The sequence below is a fragment of the Vreelandella lutescens genome, from assembly GCF_014640815.1.
Taxonomy (GTDB): Bacteria; Pseudomonadota; Gammaproteobacteria; order Pseudomonadales; family Halomonadaceae; genus Vreelandella; species Vreelandella lutescens.
This window is the reverse complement of the sequence record NZ_BMHM01000003.1, coordinates 434,199-452,122: the sequence shown is the minus strand read 5'-3', so window position 1 is coordinate 452,122 and position 17,924 is coordinate 434,199. Positions and strand designations below refer to the sequence as shown.

Below are 17,924 nucleotides of genomic sequence, written 5' to 3'. Positions count from 1 at the left end.
CGAACACAGACTTGGCCGTTCATTGCCTACCCTAATTGGAACGGATAGACCGGGCCAACTTGCAGTAGCTGAGTCAGCTCATCCAGCGCGGTGAGCACTTCTGTGGCGAGTTGGGGGTCGGCGAGGTCTTCACTCGTCAGGCGGTCGCGGTAGTGGCGGTTCACCCAGGCGGTGAGGTCGCTATAAAGTGCATCGTTGAGCAGTACGCGGCCAGTCAGCGCAGCGCGCTCGGCTTCCGACAGCACCACCCGTAGGCGCAGGCAGGCGGGGCCGCCGCCGTTGCGCATGCTTTGCTTCACGTCTTTCACGATCACTTCGCCGATGGGGTTATTGCCCGCCAGGATGAAGTTTTGAATCGTGTTCCAAACGGCTTCGCGCTCTTGGCACTCGCTGGGCACCACCAGGGTCATGGTGCCATCTGGGTTGGAGAGCAGTTGGGAGTTGAACAGGTACGACGCCACCGCGTCTTCCATGCTCACGGCTTCCACCGGTACCCGCACAGGAATCAGCGGCGTGCTCATTTTGGCGCGCAGCTCGTTCAGCGTGCGCTCTTCATCAAGAAACGCCATTTCGTGGTAGAGCAGCACCGGGCCGTTACCCACGGCAATCACATCGTTGTGGAACACCCCAGCATCGATGGCCTCCGGGTGCTGCTGGGCGAAGACGGTTTGCGCCTCACTCAGACCGTGCTGGCGGGCCACCGCTTGGCTGGCTTCCAGGGTTTGGCGGGCGGGATAGCGCTTGGGTTCGCGCTCACTGCTGCGCTCGTCGCCAAACGCTTGGCGGCCGTAAACGAAGAGATGAACGCCTGGCTCGCCGTATTCGCCGCACAAGCGGGTGTGGTTGGCCGCCCCTTCATCGGAAAATGCGGGCGTGGCGGGCAGCACCGGATGATGGGCAAAGCGCTGCTCATCGCGGAAAATCGCCTGCAGCACGCGGCCAGTGGTTTTCGGTTCCAGGTAGCGGTGGAAGCTGGACTGCAGGTTGGCGGGGGTGAAGTGCACCCGACCATCCGGTGCATCGACGCTGGGGGTAATCGTGCCTGCGTTAGCCGTCCACATGCTGGAGGCTGAACATACTGCCCGCAGCAGCTGTGGCGCTTGCTTCGCGGCTTGAGCGAGGATCTCGCTATTGCTGCCGCTAAAACCTAACGCTCGCAGCGCGCCCAAATCCGGGCGCTGCTGGGGAGGCAGCACGCCCTGGGCGTAGCCTGCGTCCATCAGCGACTTCATTTTGGCCAGCCCCTGCAGCGCACCCTCTTTGGGGTTGGAAACCAAGCCGCCGTGGCTCATGGAGGCCACGTTGCCGTGGGCAAGACCCGAGTAGTTGTGGGTAAGCCCTACCAAGCCATCGAAGTTAACTTCCCGGATGCTGTTCATGCTCATAGGTTGACTCCCGGCGGCAGGGTTTCGGGCATTTCCAGGCTCTCGGCTTCCATGGAAGCGACCGGATAGGCGCAGTAATCCGCCGCGTAGTAGGCACTGGGGCGGTGGTTGCCGCTGTCGCCTACGCCGCCGAAGGGCGCATCGCCAGAGGCACCGGTGGTCTGACGGTTCCAGTTCACAATGCCTGCGCGAATACGCAGCAGGAAGTCGTCCCAATCCGCCTGCTCGCCACCAATCAGCCCTGCAGAAAGGCCGTAACGGGTGTCGTTGGCAAGAGCCAGCGCCTCATCCCAATCCGCGTAGCGGTGGATTTTCAGCAGCGGGCCGAAGTGCTCCTCGTCGGGCACGTCCAGGCCCGTCACGTCGATCAGCGCGGGGCTGAGCAGGCTGGTGTTCTCTTTGAGGCGCTGCATACGATTAATCACCGTGCCGCCCATGGCTTCCAGTTCATCCTGGGCGTTGAGCAGGCCATCGGCTGCGGCAACGCTTACCAAGCCGCCATAAAACGGCGCGGGCTCCTCGTCGAACTGCCCCGCCACATACAGCTTGGTAATAGCATCGGAAAGCGCATCGATGAGACGGTCGCCCACCTCGCCTTGGGGCACCATCAATCGGCGCGCACAGGTGCAGCGCTGACCCCCAGAGAGAAACGCTGATTGCAGAATCGTCAGCACCGCTGCTCGCTCGTCGTCAATATCCTTCACCACCAGCGGGTTATTGCCGCCTAACTCCAGCGCGAGGATTTTATCCAGCTGCCCGGCGAACTGCTGCTGCAGCATTCCACCCACTTTGGCACTGCCGGTGAACAGCAGGCCATCAATGCCAGGATGGGCAGAGAGCGCCTGCCCAACCGCGACACCGCCCTGCACGAGGTTGATCACCCCGGCAGGCAATCCAGCTTCTAACCAGCACTGCAGGGTTAAATCCGCAGTAAGCGGGGTTTGGTCGCTGGGCTTGAATACCACGGTGTTACCTGCCAACAAGGCAGGCACCATATGGCCATTGGGCAGGTGGCCGGGGAAGTTATAAGGGCCAAACACCGCCATGACGCCGTGAGGGCGGTGGCGCAGTACCGCTTTGGCGCTGCCGACCTCTTTTTCGCGCTCCCCGGTGCGCTCGTGGTACGCCTTGATGGAGAGCGCGACCTTACCCACCATCGCGCCTGCCTCGGTGCGTGCTTCCCACAGTGGCTTGCCGGTTTCCGAGGCGATGGCAATGGCCAAGTCTTCGCGGCGGGCGGTTAATACGTCTACAAAGCGCTCGACCAGCGCCTGACGCTCAGCAAAAGGTGTACGTGCCCAGCCAGGAAATGCCCCACGCGCTGCGTCAACCGCCGCGCCTACCTGGCGGCTAGAGGCAGCCGCGCCTTGCCATAGCAGCGTTCCCGCGACGGGGTCGTGCTTCGTCAAGGAGTCAGCGTCGCCGTCTTCCCAAGCACCGTTGATCAGTTGCTGCTGCTGGGCGTGCATGTTCTGGATGTGCATCGTGCTCTCCTTCACTGAGCCTGCGTGTCTGTCGAGTCGTTTTGTTAGCGAGCCGGGCGTTAGGTTTCCAGTAGGCGAACGGTATCGCCGCTAGATACCCCCAGGCGCTCGGCTTCTTGGGGAGTGAGGACGATGGTGCTGCCGTCTTCGGGGCCACGACCTACCCAGCTAGCGGTAAAGCTGAGCATGCGGGTAGACGCTGCCAACCAGCGGCTAACGCTCTCTTGCTTCGCGTTAGGTGACACTTCCACCTGATAAAGCTGCGAGTTGCGAATGGCGCGCACGTCATCGATATAGGCTTCTACGGTGGGGCCACCATCGAAGATGTCGATGTAGCCTTCCCAGCGAAGCCCCTCTTTTTTGAGCATTTCAAGCGCCGGGCGTGTGTGCCGGTGCACCTGGCCAATACACGCCCGCGCCTCTTCCGCCATAAACGTGGTGTAGATGGGAAACTTGGGCATCAGCTCGCCGATAAAGCTCTTCTGGCCCAGGCCGGTTAAGCGGTCGGCTTCGTTGAAATCCATGGGGAAGAAGTGTTTGCCAAGGCTTTCCCAGAAGGGGCTGACGTTGTTTTCATCGAACACACCGCGCATCTCGGCCAGCACTTTTTGTGGAAAACGATCGCGGAACTGAGCAATAAACAGCCAGCGCGCTTTAGAGAGCAGCGCCCCGTTACGCAGGTGTTTGTTGGCCTCGCCGCGATACTCTGGGCGCAAAAACAGCGAACACACTTCGGCGTCGCCGGTATGGTCGGAGCTTAAAAACAGTGTATCGATGGTGCGATGCAGATCGAGCTGTACCGACGAGTGCGCCAACGTACCCAGCCGGTAGTTATAGAACGGCACTTCGCGCCCTACCTGGCCTTCAATGGCGCAGCAGCCTGCCAGCTCGCCGTTGGTTTCATCTTCCAACACAAAAAAGTACAGACGGTCATCTACCGGGGTGCGCTCTTCAAAAGCGCGGGCGGCGGCCTCGATTTTACCGGCTAAAAATTCGCGGTTATCCGGCAGCGAGGTAAAGCCAACGCCAGCCTGCTGCGCAAGCGCCTGGAGCCCATCCAGATCATCACGGGCAATGGGTCGAATGCGCATTACATCTCTCCTTCATCAAGCGCATCCACGGCGCTTGGCAGAGTTAACGGCGCGGCCAGCACCGCCCGCCCCTCTTCTACGCCCAAACGCTCCGCGTGCTGGGGGGAGAGCATCAGCTGCCCCGTGGGCGAGAGCGCATAGCGCGCGACGATGCAGCGGAAATCGCTCAGCGTTTGGTTGGCGATCATTGCCGGTTCGGCATCCGGCAACGCGTGTTCTGGGCGGATTCGTACAGGGTGCCAGGCAGCGCGGCGGAAGGTTTCCAGGCGCTCGCGTTCGGCTTTGACGATGGGGCCTGCGTCGAAAATATCCACATGCCGGGAGCGCACGAAGCCTTCGGCCAGCATTTCGGCCAGCGCCTCTTCATGGGCCGGGTGCTCGCGGCCAATGGCAGCGCGGGCCTGGGGCGTGAGCAGCGGTAAGTAGAGCGGAAACTGCGGCATCACTTCAGCAATAAAGCTTTTCGAACGCACGCCTGCCATGTGATTCATCTCTTGGAAGCTGCGGGCAAAAAAGTGACGCCCCACGCTCTCCCAAAAGGGGGATTCATTCTGACTATCCAAATAGCCGGGAAAGGCCACCGCCAGAATCCGCGAGAAGCGCTCCGGGTATTGGGCGATAAACATCAGCCGCGCCCGACGCAGCAGGCTCTCCGCACTGGTGCCTTTATAGCGCGGGTTGAGCGATAGCGCGCAAAGCAGCGTGGCATCCGAGGCTTCATGGGAAAGCGCCAGCGTTTGCACTTCACGGCGCACGTTGAGCTGCTGAGAGGCGTGAATCAGCGTCTCTTGACGGTAGGTGTAGTAGGCCTCGGCGGCCCCTGCTTGGGCGCGAATCGTGGCCGTTCCCAGCACGTCATTGCGGCTATCGTCCGCCAGCACAAACATATAGTGCTCGTTACCGGGATACTCGATATCACTCGCAAACGCTTCCTGGGAGCGCAGAATGCGCTCCTCAAGACGGTCACGGTTGGCAGGCAAGTTGGTAAGCCGTGGCACTGCGTGCTCTGCCAGTTGCTCTAAGGCGGGAAGGTCAGCCAACGTGACCGGACGGATTACCAACATGTTTAACGCCCCCTCTTTTTTATCTTGCTGCCTGCTCATGCGCTGGCAACAAGTCGCTCGATGGCACGTTCAAGGCGCGCCATGCCTTCAGCAATGTCTGCTTCCGGAATCACCAGCGAAGGCGCCATACGCAGCACGTTGGGGCCAGCAATCAGCGCCATCACGCCCTCTTCAATGGCCAGCGGCAGAATATCCTTGGCGCGGCCTTCGAAGGCATCCGACATCTGCGCCCCCATCAGCATGCCCATGCCACGAATCTCTTTGAAGACGCCGTGCTTGCGGTTGATGGTTTCCAGGTGCTCGCGGAACAGGTCGTGGCGATGTTTGACACCTTGCAGCACCTCGGGCGTATCGATGAACTCAACCGCCGCCAGCGCTACCGCGGATGCCAGCGCGTTGCCGCCGTAGGTAGAGCCGTGGGTGCCGATGGCCAGCGATTTGGCGATGGCATCGGTGGTCAGCGTGGCACCAATCGGGAAGCCGCCGCCCAGCGACTTAGCGCTGGTAAGAATATCCGGGGTGATGCCGAAGTTTTTATAGGCGTACAGCTCGCCGCTGCGGCCAACGCCGGTTTGCACTTCATCGAAAATCAGCAGCGCGTTGTGCTCGTCACACAGATCGCGCAGACCCTGCAGGAATTCCTGAGTGGCGGGTACGATGCCGCCTTCGCCCTGCATCGGCTCAACCATAATGGCGCAGGTGTCGTCGCCCACGAGCTGACGTACGCTCTCCAGGTCGTTGAAGTTGGCATGCAGAATGCCGCCCGGTACCGGGCCAAAACCTTGGGAGTACTTGGGCTGGCCGCCCACGCTCACGGTAAAGAACGTGCGGCCGTGGAACGACTGGTAGAACGAGATGATTTTGTCTTTGTGCTCGCCGTGGTGGTCTACCGCCCAGCGGCGGGCCAGCTTCAACGCGGCTTCGTTAGCTTCGCCACCGGAGGAGCATAAAAAGACCTTATCGGCGAAGGTGCGCTCGGTCAGGGTTTTGGCCAGTTTGAGCGCCGGTTCGTTGGTGAACACGTTGGAGAGATGCCAAAGTTTTTCGCCCTGCTCTTTCAGCGCGTTGACCAGCACCGGATGGCAGTGACCCAGGGAGTTCACCGCGATGCCACCGGCAAAGTCGATGTACTCACGGCCTTCTTGGTCCCACAAGCGGCTGCCTTCACCACGTACCGGAATAATCTGCTGCGGCGCGTAGTTAGGCGTCATGTAGTGGTCGAAATCTTGACGGCTCGGGGTGTGGCTCATGGGACAGTACCTCCAGTGGAGTAAGCGATAGAATCAGTATACGGGGGGCGATGGACGCCCTGCTTTCAGTATTGGGACGGTAAATTATGAAAAGCTGCGCTTAACCCAGCCGCTCTTCTCGCGGGGTAATACCAAAGTGGTTGCGGTAAGCGGTGGAAAAGTGCGCGCCAGAGGAGAAACCGGTCATCAGGGCGATATCCCCCACCGGGCGGTCGCTCTCTCGCAGCTGCTTGCGGGCATCCTGCAGGCGTAAATCTAGGTAGTAGCGGCTGGGCACCGCCTGCAAGTACTTCTTAAATAAACGCTCGAGCTGACGCCGGGAAATCCCCAAATGCTCCGCCAGTTCCAGCGTCGAGAGCGGCTCTTCGATATTGGCTTCCATAAGAGTGACCGCATCTACCAAGCTTTGGGGGGCATGACCCAACCGGTTGCGTAGAGGAACGTGCTGGCGCTCATCGGCTAAGCGAATACGGCCACACACAAACTGTTCAGAGACCTGCTCGGCTAGGCGCGGGCCATGATGTTTACCAATCAGCGTCAGCATCATATCCATGGCGGCGGTGCCGCCCGCGCAGGTCAAGCGGTCACGATCAATCTCGAAGAGCTGTTGGGAAAGCGTCACCTGGGGGTAGGCTTGAGCAAAGGCCTCGAAGCGCTGCCAGGGCAAGGTGGCGCGGTAGCCTTCCAGCAAGCCACAGCGGGCCAGCACTTCGGTGCCACCGGCCAAACCGCCCAACACCACGCCGCGGCCTTGGTGGCTACGCAGCCACTCATTGAGTTTTGCGGGCAGTGCGTACGGCAGCGGCGTGGGCGCACACACCAGCAGTAGATCCAGCGGGCCAAGGGGCTCAGCCAGGGTGTGTTGCGCCATAAGCGATAGCTGCGCGCCGCTGCGCACCGGCTCTTCATTCAAGCTGAGAGTGACGGTGTGATAAAGCATCTGACCGCTCAGCTGGTTGGCCATTTGCAACGGTTCAATGGCGCTGGCGTGGGCCAACAGCGAAAACCCTGGCAGCAGCACAAAGGCTACCCGCCTACGATTCTGGGAGGGCGGGTTTAACGTGCTAAAAGACATGTGAATTCGCTGATGTGCATGTGACGCTGCATGAAAACCGCCGCTGGCTGACTGGGTAAGGTGTTCTATTTAAACGCCATCTTACCCAATTGCGCGATTGAAGGCAGCGCCATGACCACGCAAACAAAAACAGGACGCATAAATGCAAATTGCCGGGCCATGGGCCCGGCAATGGAGGAGTCACGTTGTTAACCGCCGCTGTTGCCCATCCCCATAATAATGAAGGCTGCAACGATTAACCCTAAACCAATAACGACAATCGGCAGCAGCTTATGAAGGCCGCTGGGAGATTTTTTGGCTTCAGGCTGCCGTTGGGGCTCAGCGCTGTCAAAATCCTCCGGTAAGCGCTGGTTTAGCACATGCTCTTTCTCTTCTTCCCGGGTTTTGCTTTCTCTCGTATCCATACAACACCTCATCCTATCCGGTAGATGATCAACAGCGCGGCGGAAAATGATGCCCGTCGCGCGTCGCCTTATAACGTCACGACATCAAACACAACGTCAGGGTTCACATCGGCGTCGTAATCCACATCGTCACGCTCGAAGCCAAACAGCTTCAAAAACTCATGCTTGTAACCAGCATAGTCGGTAATCGCGAATAAGTTTTCAGTGGTGACTTCTGGCCATAGGTCCTGGCAGGCTTTTTGAACATCGTCACGCAGTTCCCAGTCGTCCAGGCGCAGGCGGCCCTGGTCGTCGGTCGCCATCTCGCCGGGCTGGCCAGAGTAGAGACGCTCACCAAACAGACGGTTCAACTGATCAATCGTGCCTTCGTGCAAGCCCTGCTCTTTCATGATGCGGTAGACCATGGCGATATACAGCGGCATGACCGGAATCGCGGCGCTGGCCTGGGTCACCACGGACTTCAGCACGGCTACATTGGCACCGCCGCCGCTCGCTTTCAGCTTGGTGTCGATGGCTGCCGCCGCGCGGTCGAGATCTTCTTTGGCTTTACCCAGCGCGCCGTGCCAGTAAATTGGCCAAGTGATTTCGGTGCCGATGTAGCTAAACGCCACGCTACGCGCGCCTTTCGCCAGCACGCCCGCGTCATCCAGCGCGCTCATCCACAGTTCCCAATCTTCGCCACCCATGACGGTGATGGTGTCGTCGATCTCTTGCTGAGTGGCGGGTTCCACTTCAGCTTCGATGATGGCGTCTTTGTTAGTATCAATGGCCGTGGCGCGGTAGGTTTCACCAATCGGCTTCAGGCTGGAGCGTTTGACTTCGCCCGTATCCGGCAGCTTACGCACGGGGGATGCCAGGGAGTAAACCACGAGATCAATCTCCCCCATGTCCTGCTTAATCAGCTCGATGGCTTTTTCCCGCGCTTCGTGGGAGAACGCATCACCATTGATAGATTTGCTGTACAGGCCTTCTTGCTTGGCAAATTTGTCGAAAGCAGCGCTGTTGTACCAGCCCGCCGTCCCGGTTTTCTTCTCGCTGCTGGGCTTTTCAAAAAATACCCCTAGCGTATCCGCTCCATAGCCAAAGGCAGCTGTAATACGAGCGGCTAAGCCGTAGCCGCTGGACGCACCAATCACCAGTACCTTTTTAGGGCCAGCGCTTTTATCCAAACCACGGGCGCGGGTCGCCTCAATCTGCTCAAGAACATTCTGCTCGCAGCCCTTGGGATGAGTAGTCGTACAAATAAAGCCACGCACTTTCGGTTTAATGATCACAGTGAACCCCTTTATCAGATAATGATCGCGTTCGGCACGGCGGTGCCGAGTTACCAATGGGGGTATTCTAGCGGTCTCGGCGCGCCCTGTCCGCTCTTGAGCTTCTCCGCTATTCGCGGCAGGATAGCGGCCTGCCCACCACTTGCCGACGAGATCTTTGATGAATGCACAGCAGCTAGTCGATGAGCGAGGCGATCTGTGGCTTGCACTCGCCCCCCTCTGGCTTGACCGTGAACCCAGCGAGCGTGATTACGCCCACATGGTTGAGGTGATTGAACAGCACCACCTGTCACTGAAAGAGCTTGAGTGGGTGTTCCGTATTGAGCTGGCCCCCGTGCTGTCACGCCACCAGCTCTCGGTCGCCAGCGAGTGGCGTAAGTTCGATGACTACAAACTAATGAAACAGTTGGTTAACCATAATCTTCGCTTGAAAGGATGGCGACGCAAAAGTTGGGCACTCTTCTCTGGCCTAACCACGATGATGGTTCGCCATCGCTGGACCGAATTAATGCAGCGGCTAGTGGTGGTACGCGGTGAGATTTAGTCGCTGCTGCGCTACTCTTTATCCAGTGCAGCTTCAAGAGCTAAGCGCAGCGTTAGCCCATGATCTTTGGGACCAAAACGGGCAATCACGTTGCCATCTCGCCCCACCAGAAATTTCGTGAAATTCCATTTAATGGCTTTGGTACCCAGTACGCCTGGCGCATCTCGCTTGAGCTGCGCAAATAAAGGATGGGTATCAGAGCCATTTACCTTGACCTTCTCCATCAGCGGAAAGTGCACCCCAAACTGCTGTTCACCGAAGGCGCAGAATGCCTCAGCGCTTTCAGGCGATTGGCGTCCAAACTGGTTGCACGGAAACCCCAGAACCGTAAAACCGCGATCACGGTAGCGCTGATACAGTGCTTCAAGCTCTTTTAACTGAGGCGTAAAGCCACACTGGCTGGCCACATTGACGACCAGCAGCACCTGACCACGCAGCGCGCGTAGGTTAAAAGGCTTTCCTAGGTGGGTATAACAATCCTGCTCGTAAATCGTCATTGCCAGGCCTCTAAATGCCTTTACCAGCATGCGCCTTACCTTGCCACGGCAACGGTAGTGACACCAGCGTGGAGATTAAATGATGGGTCCCGCCACGACACGCAGTGCTAACGCAATCAGCAGCACACCGGTGATACGGTTAACCCAGTGGGCGTTGCGTTGCAACCACGGCAACACCCTAGAGTGAGAGAGACCTACTGCCACTAGCACGTACCAGCCGCCATCAATAATAATAGCGGTAGCCACGATAATCGCCTTGGCCAGCAGGCTCATTTCCGGCGTGACAAACTGGCTCAATAGAGCAACAAAAAAGATGATCAGCTTCGGGTTACCCAAGGCGACTAACACGGCTTCTTTCGCCGCTTGACGCGGTGTGGTCATCACCGCCCCCGGCGTAAATGCTCCCCCACGGCCTGCGCGTAGGGCTTTGATGCCCAACCACGCCAAGTAGGCCGCCCCACACCAGGTGATGACCTGAAATAACTCGGGGAAACGCACCATCACAGCGCCTAAGCCCAGCACGGTCAGCAGCGCGTAAAACCCCACGCCCAAAGCATGGAAGATGGCAGCCGTCATCCCAGGCACGCGCCCACCCCCGAGAGTGTGGCGAAGCACCAGCGCCAAACTTGGCCCAGGCGACATGGCCCCCATCGCACAAATAGCGGCCAGTGATAGCCAGAGTGTCAGTGGCATAACTTCCTCCATGAAAGCGTCGTCTTTGAGCGGCTCAGTATACGCCAGCTTTCTTCGCGACTAATCGCCAATTCTCGTGGTGTTTTTATGCGTACTTTTTTTAGTGTTGATAGTCATCTTTAGCGAAACCACACGAGCACTTAAATAACGCTGTTAGCATGGTACGCTGTTGGGTAAAATTTTCCCTTTTTTGAACACGATGACGCCTGCCATGCAGGCGGTTCATGGCTGATAAAGGACTTCGATATGGGTAGGGCGTTTCAAAACCGTAAGGAATCCATGGCCAAAACGGCCGCTGCGAAAACCAAGGTTTACAGCAAATATGGACGCGAAATTTACGTCTGTGCCAAAGCGGGCGGCACAGACCCCAACGGCAACCTGACGCTGCGCGGTTTGATGGAGCGCGCTAAGAAAGACCAGGTTCCCTCTCACGTCATCGATAAAGCGCTGGATAAAGCCAGCGGTGCAGGCGGCGAAGACTTTTCACCAGCGCGCTATGAGGGCTTTGGCCCCGGCAATGCCATGGTGATTGTCGACTGCCTCACCGACAACCCTAACCGCACGTTTGGCGATGTGCGCGGCTGCTTTACCAAAACCAAAAGCAAGATCGGCACGCCGGGCAGCGTGAGCCACATGTTTGATCACTGCGCGATTTTCTCTTTCACCGGCAGTGATGAAGAAGCCGTGCTGGAAGCGCTAATGGAAGCCGACGTGGATGTCACCGACATCGAGCAGGAAGGCGGTCGCATCACGGTGTTTGCTCCCCACACCGATTACGCCAAAGCCAAGCAGGCGCTGCTGGATGCGTTCGGCGAGATCGACTTTGAAGTCGATGAAATTCAGTTTCTGCCACAAGCCACCACGCCGATTGCAGGCGATGATGTGGCGTTGTTTGAAAAATTCTTGGGCATGCTGGAAGAATTAGACGACGTGCAAAACGTCTTCCACAGCGCGGAGCTCCCCGAAGAGAACGCCTAACCGATTAGCTGTTTAAGGCGTCCTTCGGTACAAAGATCCACCCTTCGGCCGCTGGCACCTCTGTTGGCGGCCAAGCCACGCTCTCTTTTGCATGTTCCAAGCTCCACGCCAACAACGCGCAGTGCCAAGCATCGTGGATATCTTGCTGCTTTGGCGTGGGTTGATGAAGCATGGCGTTCAATGTTTCAGGCATGTGCACGCGCTGACGCAGCGCCGCAAACTCGGCCGACCGTTTAGCGGGCGACGGGTAGCCCTCGACCGCGCACAGCTCTCCCGCTACTGATTGCCACTGACCGCAGGCCGTTATGCGCGGAGCAAACCGTGCTAAAAAGTGCATGCCTTTCGTGGCTTGGCTGCCAATCATATCTTTAATCGGCGAAAGCGGCGCGATACCTCGGTCAAACAGCCAGCGCTCAGTTTTCCGGTATAGATAAGGATTCTCCTGTGAGCGGCCCAGCGTATCCACTGCCTCGCCACGGGCAAGCGCCAGGAGCGCCTGAGGAAGCGCTAACGGCGTATCAATCGCCATCGCCACTCGCTCATTGCCACTGGGCACATATTGGCACAGCGCCAGCAGCCGGTTGATCACATCACGACTAGAGGTAGCAGCATTCAGCGTAACGCGTAGGTTTCCACGCCACGGCGTTCCTACTACCTGCAGCGCTTCATCCAGCACCACCAGCGCATCCCGGCTGGCAGGGTTGTTGTCGCAGTTCCAGCCGCCCACATCCCAGCCCATGTAGAGTGTCTTTTGCCATGTCATCAAAGGGCTGCGCCTCGCGCATCTAGCGCTGCATCTGGTGGCAGCAGCGCGGGTGTAATGCCTGCAGCGCTGAGCACCGCTTTTCCGCGCACGGTTAAATCAGTGACAAATAGAAATTGCTGGCGGGGGTCGACCGGATAAGCCCGGATACGGTAATGGGTGCCCCAGGGCTTCTCCTCCGCCACCACAATAATGGGCTTATCGAATTTTAAGTACGCGCTGGTGAGGGCTACATCGCGCAGCGCCTTGCGTACCCAACCCGCCTCATGCGCTGGGTGAAGGTAGAAACTGGCCACACACTGCAGGCTCGTACCGCCGTTATTGGCATTGTAGATCGCAGAGTCCCAGAGCTTTAAATGCGGTACCGCCACGAGATCATCATCCGGCGTTTGGACTTCCACTGTGCGCATGCCCACGTGCTTTACTTCGCCGTAAGTGCCTTCGATATTCACCCAGTCGCCGGGCCGGTACGGCAGCTCCACCGCAGACACTACCCCCGCAATCAGGCTGCTCACATAATCTTTCAGGGCAAAGCCAATGGCTAGGCCAATGGCCCCCAGCAGCGTCACCATATTGCGCAGCGACGGCTCGATAATAATGGGTACGGCAATGGCGAGCGCAGCAATCAAAATGATCAGCCGGGTGAGTGGCACCAGCGCAAAGACTCGAAAGCGCACTTGGCCATGCAGCCGGTTCGCCACCCAGTTGAGCCCTCGCTGGCTGGCAATAATCAGTAAGATAGTGCTGGCTAAAATCACCCCGAGCGTTATCAGCGCTTGGCTATCGATATCGTTAAACAGCTTGGCATACTGCCCTTGATCGTCCATCAGCGCTCCTACAGCGGGTCCACAAGGTAATTACGCGACTCAAGCAACTGCCGCACGCTGGCGTAACTAAGCGGTGCCACCTGCCAGCGCCCTTGCTGGCTGCTGAGAATGCCACGCCGGGCTAGCGCAAACCGTGCGTTTAAAGCCTCATGGTCCGAAAACGGCAGCACGTGTTTTAACGCTTGATCTTCAAGCCCACCATGAATCAGCAGGGTATGCAGCAGTAGCGTGGCTACGTCACCGGTATCCGCGGGTAGCTCAGCGTCAGCAAGCGCATCCAATAGCCATAGTTCTTGGGAAGAATCAGGCTGAGCTTTTTCACTCTGTTGATCGTCCGCGTCAACGTCCTCGGCGGGTTCACGTAGCCTTTCCCGCCAGTAGTGCCAAGCAATGCCCAAATGCCCTCGGCAGTGTGCCGCCAGGCGCTGTAACTCTTTGAACACCGCTTTTTGATCACTTTCGCTGGTCAGTATCAGCTTCCCTGTGCGTGTGCTGTATACGGTCGGGCACTCCCCAGCCGCTTGAGAAAAGTAGTGGGCCAGTTGTTCTCCCTCTACTCCCTGTAGCGTTAAGACCGGTATACCCTCAAGCCCCACCGCATGCTGCAAGTAGGCGTAGGTCCAGCTGTCGCAGCCTATCACGCTCTGCCCTAAACGACCGCTCAACGCGCGTTCAAACAACTCACGAACGCCTTGTAAGCCGTGGGTATGGCGTAAAAAATGACGCTCAAGGGCGGGAATTGCCCAATGCTTGGTTTGGGTAGCGCTATCGACCCAGGCCAAGTTTCCGTCTATTAACTCTTTTAATGTGGGGACGGTGAGGCAGTCCGCGCCCTGTTGTGCAGCCCAATGGCTGACCACCGCACTGTGCCCTCCGTGGGGCGGTGAAATGAAGAGCACTACAGGGGCATCGTGATAGGGCTTCAGCGCCTGCTCCAAGCGCGCGGCGGCGGGTCGCCAATCAATAGAAGGTGCCACGTGCGCCAGCTTGATTTCAGGCAGCGCACGCAGCTCGCTTTCCTGTTTCGCTTGGCGCTCGGAGGCTTCTCTGCCGATCATCCAGGTAGTCGCTGCCCGCCAACTACGTCGCCACTGGCTCGCTTGAGTGCGTTCGGGGGTTTGAAAGGTATCTAATGCCACTACATCCCATGGCGATAAAGCCGCGTTCGTTGAGCCTTGCGCCATATCCCGCCTCAGATTCGTTAACTATATTAAGGTTAGCATGCCTTATGCTGGCCCCTCGGGGCTAGCCGAACTTATCGACTAGAATAAAGTCGTTATAACTTAGCAACTCACCTTTGAGCGATGCGCAGGAGGCAACGATGAGCGTGGTTAATGTCACCATGGCAGAATTACACGAGAAGCTTGCAAAGTGCATTGCTGGCGAGCGAGTGCTTGTTGACCAGGAGGGAAATCGCTTCAGTGCCCGCATTCAGCACGTTGGTATGACGGGAGTAAAGGTGATTCCTGAGACTATCATCAAAAATAGCACCGGCGACCCAGGCGACTTAGACGGCGTAACGGTACCCTACGATGATATTTGGGAGCTTGAGGTGAAAGGCGTGGTATTTAGCCGATTAGGAGAGTAGACCCACGTTATGTGGCTGCGCGCCTACCTCTCGGCAGGCGCGCAAAGACGTGCGCAATGCCTTTAGAACGTCAGGCAGATTTTACCGAAGTGCTTACCCGACTCTTGATGGCGAAACGCCTCAGCGATGTCAGACAGCACAAACTCGCGGTCAATCACTGGCTTCATGTTCGCCGCTTCAATGGCACGAATCATGTCCATCTGATGACGGCGGCTACCCACAATCAGCCCCTGCAGCCTGGCCTGTTTCGCCATCAGCTTCGCGGTCGGGATCTCACCTTCACGGCCGGTGAGCACGCCAATCAGCGAGATATGCCCACCAATTTTCACCGCATCGATCGATTGCGGCAGCGTGCCTGGACCGCCCACTTCCACCACGTGATCAACACCTTCACCATTGGTTAGCTCTTTGACCGCGTTACCCCACTCTGGGGTTTCACGGTAGTTAATGGTGTGCTCAGCGCCCAGCGCACGCAGGCGCTCAAGCTTCTCATTGGATGACGACGTTGCAATCACCCGAGCGCCCATCATCTTGGCAAACTGCAGCGCGAAGATAGATACACCACCGGTGCCTAGTACCAATACGGTATCGCCGGCTTTCAGCCCGCCATCCACGACCAAGGCGCGCCACGCAGTTAAGCCCGCGGTGGTCAGCGTCGCTGATTCGGCATGGCTGTAACCTTGCGGCTGACGCGTAAACCAGGTGGCGGGGCGAATTACTTGCTCCCGTGCGTAGCCATCTACGCCATCGCCTGGAGTGGTTCTGAAATCGCCCACCCGCGCGGGGCCTTCCAGCCAGTAGGGAAAGAACGTCGAGACCACCGCATCGCCCACAGCAAACTCTTCAACGCCTTCGCCTACGGCTTCCACCACGCCTGCACCATCTGACATGGGAATACGGGCATCGTCGGTGGGAATCATCCCTGCCACCACCGCGTAGTCGTGAAAGTTCAGCGAGCTGGCGTGCAGGCGCACTTTGATCTCGCCGGGGCCCGGCTCACCGGGAGCGGCCACGTCGACGACGTTCAATTTGTCTAAACCGCCGGGTTGTTGCAGCTGAATGGCTTGCATCACTACCTCCTGTTAATGCGCCTTTGTAGGCGACCGGTCTAGTTTCAAATGGGGGCGTTGTTGTCAGGATCAAGGTCATTACCCAAAAAGCCGCCCGACTGGCGCTGCCATAGGCCTGCGTAAATGCCGTTTCGGGCCAGCAATTCCTGATGGGTGCCGCTCTCCACCATGCGCCCTTCATCCACCACAATCAAACGGTCCAGCATGGCAATGGTAGAGAGCCGGTGTGCGATGGCAATCACCGTTTTACCCTCCATCAACGCGTCCAGTTGCTCTTGAATCGCCGCCTCTACTTCAGAGTCTAGCGCTGAGGTCGCCTCATCCAGCACCAAAATCGGCGCATCTTTAAGCAGTACACGGGCAATGGCAATGCGCTGGCGCTGACCGCCAGAGAGTTTGACGCCCCGCTCGCCCACATGCGCATCTAAACCGCGCCGCCCTTTGGGGTCGACAAGGTCGTTGATAAAGGTATCCGCATGGGCGCGGCGCACGGCCTGCCAAACATCTTCGTCGCTGGCGTGAGGGCTGCCGTAGCGAATGTTGTCCCGCAGCGAGCGGTGCAGCAGCGAGGTATCTTGGGTCACCATCCCAATCTGATGGCGCAAAGAGGTCTGCGTCACCTCGGCAATGTTTTGGCCATCAATCAGAATGCGCCCGCCCTGCAGGTCATAAAAGCGTAACAGCAGATTCGCCAGGGTGGATTTGCCCGCCCCAGAGCGACCAATAAGGCCGATCTTCTCACCGGGCTTGATGGTTAGGTTCAACCCATCAAACACGTTTTTGCTCTCCCCTTTGGCTTGGGCATACTGAAAACGCAGGGCGTCGAAAACGATTTCTCCCTTTGGCACCACCAACGCTTTGGCATTGGGTATGTCCTTCACCATGGGCGCTTGGGCGATGGTATTCATGCCATCTTGCACGGTGCCAATATTTTCAAACAGCCCCGCGACTTCCCATAAAATCCAGTCGGACATAAAGCGGATCCGCATCACCAGGGCAATGGCGATGGCCAGCACGCCTAGAGAGATCGCCTCCATGTACCATGCCGCAATGGCCATGCCTGCCGTGCCGACCAGCAGCAGCGTGTTGAGAAACGTCAGGCAGACGCTCATCACCGTGACCAAGCGCATTTGGCGATGCACGGTGACCATAAAGCCTTCCATGGCATCTTTGGCGTAGCGCTCTTCGCGCTGAGTATCGGCAAATAGCTTAATGGTTTGGATATTGCTGTAGCTATCCACCACGCGGCCGGTCATTTGCGCGCGGGCATCCGCCTGGGCCATGGAGACATCCCGCAGGCGAGGTACGAAAAAGCGCATGATGCCCAAATAGCCGATCAGCCATAGCCCCAGCGGCAACAGCAGCAAAGGGTCGGCCCGCCCCAGCAGGATCGCAGCCCCGGTAAAGTAGACGATGGCATACACCATCAGGTCCATCACTTTGGTCACGGTTTCCCGTATGGCCAGCGCGGTTTGCATCACTTTTTGCGATACCCGCCCAGCAAATTCATCCTGATAGAACGCCAGGCTCTGGCTCAGCATATGGCGATGCGAGAGCCAGCGGCCAATCATCGGGTAGTTGCCAAAAATACTCTGGTGAGTGACCAGCGACTGCACCAGCACCAGTAGCGGCAGCCCGATCACTACTAACAAACCAAGGCCCGCCAGCCACAGGCCATGGTTAGCCCAGAAATCGGCGCGCTCAACGCCGCCCAGCCAGTCCACCAAATCCCCCATGTAACTAAAGAACACCACCTCTGCGGCGGACACCACCGCCGTGATCAGTGACATCAGCAGCAGCCACGGCCACACCGGGCGCGAAAAGTGCCAGATAAACGGCAACAGCCCCTTCGGTGGAGTCGTGACACTTCCTTCGGGGTAGGGGTTAACGCGCTCCTCAAAGAAACGGAACAGCGGCGTAAGCAAGCGTGACAGCAT

18 protein-coding genes are annotated in these 17,924 nt (G+C 58.2%); 3 read left to right on the top strand and 15 right to left on the bottom strand.

Going from position 1 to position 17,924, the window contains the following annotated elements; all coding sequences use genetic code 11:
• Window positions 1-26: 26 nt before the first annotated feature.
• From astB to fabV, 8 genes are all read right to left on the bottom strand, one after another.
• Window positions 27-1,385 (bottom strand): N-succinylarginine dihydrolase, encoded by a 1,359-nt coding sequence (gene astB, locus IEW65_RS09615; protein ID WP_188639255.1) that lies wholly within the window; start codon window positions 1,383-1,385, stop codon window positions 27-29.
• The gene (gene astD, locus IEW65_RS09610; RefSeq protein ID WP_188639463.1) at window positions 1,382-2,854 is read right to left on the bottom strand and encodes a succinylglutamate-semialdehyde dehydrogenase; all 1,473 of its coding nucleotides are present in this window, start codon (window positions 2,852-2,854) and stop codon (window positions 1,382-1,384) included. Before astD ends, astB begins: the two co-directional genes overlap by 4 nt.
• A 74-nt stretch (window positions 2,855-2,928) precedes the next feature.
• Window positions 2,929-3,960, bottom strand: a complete 1,032-nt coding sequence (gene astA / locus IEW65_RS09605) for an arginine N-succinyltransferase (RefSeq protein WP_188639254.1) — start codon at window positions 3,958-3,960, stop codon at window positions 2,929-2,931.
• Entirely contained in the window at window positions 3,960-5,024 is a 1,065-nt protein-coding gene (locus IEW65_RS09600) for an arginine N-succinyltransferase (protein ID WP_188639253.1), read from the bottom strand. Before IEW65_RS09600 ends, astA begins: the two co-directional genes overlap by 1 nt.
• Window positions 5,025-5,059: 35 nt before the next feature.
• Entirely contained in the window at window positions 5,060-6,274 is a 1,215-nt protein-coding gene (locus tag IEW65_RS09595; protein ID WP_188639252.1) for an aspartate aminotransferase family protein, read from the bottom strand.
• A 100-nt stretch (window positions 6,275-6,374) separates the two neighbouring features.
• On the bottom strand, window positions 6,375-7,349 hold the full coding sequence (locus tag IEW65_RS09590; protein WP_188639251.1) for a GlxA family transcriptional regulator: 975 nt from the start codon (window positions 7,347-7,349) through the stop codon (window positions 6,375-6,377).
• Window positions 7,350-7,537: 188 nt separating this feature from the next.
• On the bottom strand, window positions 7,538-7,753 hold the full coding sequence (locus tag IEW65_RS09585; RefSeq protein WP_188639250.1) for a hypothetical protein: 216 nt from the start codon (window positions 7,751-7,753) through the stop codon (window positions 7,538-7,540).
• Window positions 7,754-7,821: 68 nt separating this feature from the next.
• On the bottom strand, window positions 7,822-9,027 hold the full coding sequence (fabV, locus tag IEW65_RS09580) for an enoyl-ACP reductase FabV (RefSeq protein WP_188639249.1): 1,206 nt from the start codon (window positions 9,025-9,027) through the stop codon (window positions 7,822-7,824).
• Window positions 9,028-9,187: 160 nt separating this feature from the next.
• On the opposite strand from fabV, the gene IEW65_RS09575 reads away from it, so the two are divergent.
• Window positions 9,188-9,571, top strand: a complete 384-nt coding sequence (locus IEW65_RS09575) for a DUF7079 family protein (protein WP_188639248.1) — start codon at window positions 9,188-9,190, stop codon at window positions 9,569-9,571.
• An 11-nt stretch (window positions 9,572-9,582) separates the two neighbouring features.
• Here the strand turns inward: IEW65_RS09575 and IEW65_RS09570 are convergent, their stop codons facing one another.
• Together IEW65_RS09570 and IEW65_RS09565 are read right to left on the bottom strand one after the other, a co-directional pair.
• Entirely contained in the window at window positions 9,583-10,068 is a 486-nt protein-coding gene (locus IEW65_RS09570) for a glutathione peroxidase (RefSeq protein ID WP_188639462.1), read from the bottom strand.
• 75 nt (window positions 10,069-10,143) lie between these two features.
• Window positions 10,144-10,761, bottom strand: coding sequence for a LysE family translocator (locus IEW65_RS09565; RefSeq protein WP_188639247.1), 618 nt, complete (start codon window positions 10,759-10,761; stop codon window positions 10,144-10,146).
• 246 nt (window positions 10,762-11,007) lie between these two features.
• On the opposite strand from IEW65_RS09565, the gene IEW65_RS09560 reads away from it, so the two are divergent.
• A complete protein-coding gene (locus IEW65_RS09560) occupies window positions 11,008-11,739 on the top strand; it encodes a YebC/PmpR family DNA-binding transcriptional regulator (RefSeq protein WP_188639246.1) in 732 nt (243 codons plus the stop codon).
• Window positions 11,740-11,743: 4 nt separating this feature from the next.
• Here IEW65_RS09560 and IEW65_RS09555 read toward each other — a convergent pair whose 3' ends face one another.
• The 3 genes from IEW65_RS09555 to IEW65_RS09545 are packed head-to-tail and all read right to left on the bottom strand — an operon-like array spanning window position 11,744 to window position 14,513.
• Window positions 11,744-12,502, bottom strand: a complete 759-nt coding sequence (locus IEW65_RS09555) for a DUF429 domain-containing protein (RefSeq protein WP_188639245.1) — start codon at window positions 12,500-12,502, stop codon at window positions 11,744-11,746.
• A complete protein-coding gene (locus IEW65_RS09550; protein WP_188639244.1) occupies window positions 12,502-13,329 on the bottom strand; it encodes a mechanosensitive ion channel family protein in 828 nt (275 codons plus the stop codon). Before IEW65_RS09550 ends, IEW65_RS09555 begins: the two co-directional genes overlap by 1 nt.
• 8 nt (window positions 13,330-13,337) lie before the next feature.
• Window positions 13,338-14,513: a hypothetical protein gene (locus IEW65_RS09545; protein WP_188639243.1), complete on the bottom strand. Its 1,176-nt coding sequence runs from the start codon at window positions 14,511-14,513 to the stop codon at window positions 13,338-13,340.
• A gap of 137 nt (window positions 14,514-14,650) precedes the next feature.
• On the opposite strand from IEW65_RS09545, the gene IEW65_RS09540 reads away from it, so the two are divergent.
• A complete protein-coding gene (locus tag IEW65_RS09540; RefSeq protein ID WP_188639242.1) occupies window positions 14,651-14,917 on the top strand; it encodes a hypothetical protein in 267 nt (88 codons plus the stop codon).
• Between the two features lie 62 nt (window positions 14,918-14,979).
• On the opposite strand, the gene IEW65_RS09535 is transcribed toward IEW65_RS09540, so the two are convergent.
• Window positions 14,980-15,987, bottom strand: coding sequence for a zinc-dependent alcohol dehydrogenase family protein (locus IEW65_RS09535; RefSeq protein ID WP_188639241.1), 1,008 nt, complete (start codon window positions 15,985-15,987; stop codon window positions 14,980-14,982).
• 44 nt (window positions 15,988-16,031) lie between these two features.
• Window positions 16,032-17,924, bottom strand: coding sequence for an ABC transporter ATP-binding protein (locus IEW65_RS09530; RefSeq protein ID WP_308421457.1), 1,893 nt, complete (start codon window positions 17,922-17,924; stop codon window positions 16,032-16,034).

Bases quoted from the DNA above. Each gene is read 5' to 3' on its own strand.
- IEW65_RS09570 (WP_188639462.1), bottom strand. From the start codon at position 10,068: ATGACGATTTACGAGCAGGATTGTTATACCCACCTAGGAAAGCCTTTT.
- IEW65_RS09565 (WP_188639247.1), bottom strand. From the start codon at position 10,761: ATGCCACTGACACTCTGGCTATCACTGGCCGCTATTTGTGCGATGGGG.
- astD (WP_188639463.1), bottom strand. From the start codon at position 2,854: ATGCACGCCCAGCAGCAGCAACTGATCAACGGTGCTTGGGAAGACGGC.
- astA (WP_188639254.1), bottom strand. From the start codon at position 3,960: ATGCGCATTCGACCCATTGCCCGTGATGATCTGGATGGGCTCCAGGCG.
- IEW65_RS09550 (WP_188639244.1), bottom strand. From the start codon at position 13,329: ATGGACGATCAAGGGCAGTATGCCAAGCTGTTTAACGATATCGATAGC.
- IEW65_RS09555 (WP_188639245.1), bottom strand. From the start codon at position 12,502: ATGACATGGCAAAAGACACTCTACATGGGCTGGGATGTGGGCGGCTGG.
- IEW65_RS09560 (WP_188639246.1), top strand. From the start codon at position 11,008: ATGGGTAGGGCGTTTCAAAACCGTAAGGAATCCATGGCCAAAACGGCC.
- IEW65_RS09530 (WP_308421457.1), bottom strand. From the start codon at position 17,924: ATGCTGTCACGCTTGCTTACGCCGCTGTTCCGTTTCTTTGAGGAGCGC.
- astB (WP_188639255.1), bottom strand. From the start codon at position 1,385: ATGAGCATGAACAGCATCCGGGAAGTTAACTTCGATGGCTTGGTAGGG.
- IEW65_RS09535 (WP_188639241.1), bottom strand. From the start codon at position 15,987: ATGCAAGCCATTCAGCTGCAACAACCCGGCGGTTTAGACAAATTGAAC.
- IEW65_RS09575 (WP_188639248.1), top strand. From the start codon at position 9,188: ATGAATGCACAGCAGCTAGTCGATGAGCGAGGCGATCTGTGGCTTGCA.
- IEW65_RS09540 (WP_188639242.1), top strand. From the start codon at position 14,651: ATGAGCGTGGTTAATGTCACCATGGCAGAATTACACGAGAAGCTTGCA.
- IEW65_RS09585 (WP_188639250.1), bottom strand. From the start codon at position 7,753: ATGGATACGAGAGAAAGCAAAACCCGGGAAGAAGAGAAAGAGCATGTG.
- IEW65_RS09545 (WP_188639243.1), bottom strand. From the start codon at position 14,513: ATGGCGCAAGGCTCAACGAACGCGGCTTTATCGCCATGGGATGTAGTG.
- IEW65_RS09595 (WP_188639252.1), bottom strand. From the start codon at position 6,274: ATGAGCCACACCCCGAGCCGTCAAGATTTCGACCACTACATGACGCCT.
- IEW65_RS09600 (WP_188639253.1), bottom strand. From the start codon at position 5,024: ATGTTGGTAATCCGTCCGGTCACGTTGGCTGACCTTCCCGCCTTAGAG.
- IEW65_RS09590 (WP_188639251.1), bottom strand. From the start codon at position 7,349: ATGTCTTTTAGCACGTTAAACCCGCCCTCCCAGAATCGTAGGCGGGTA.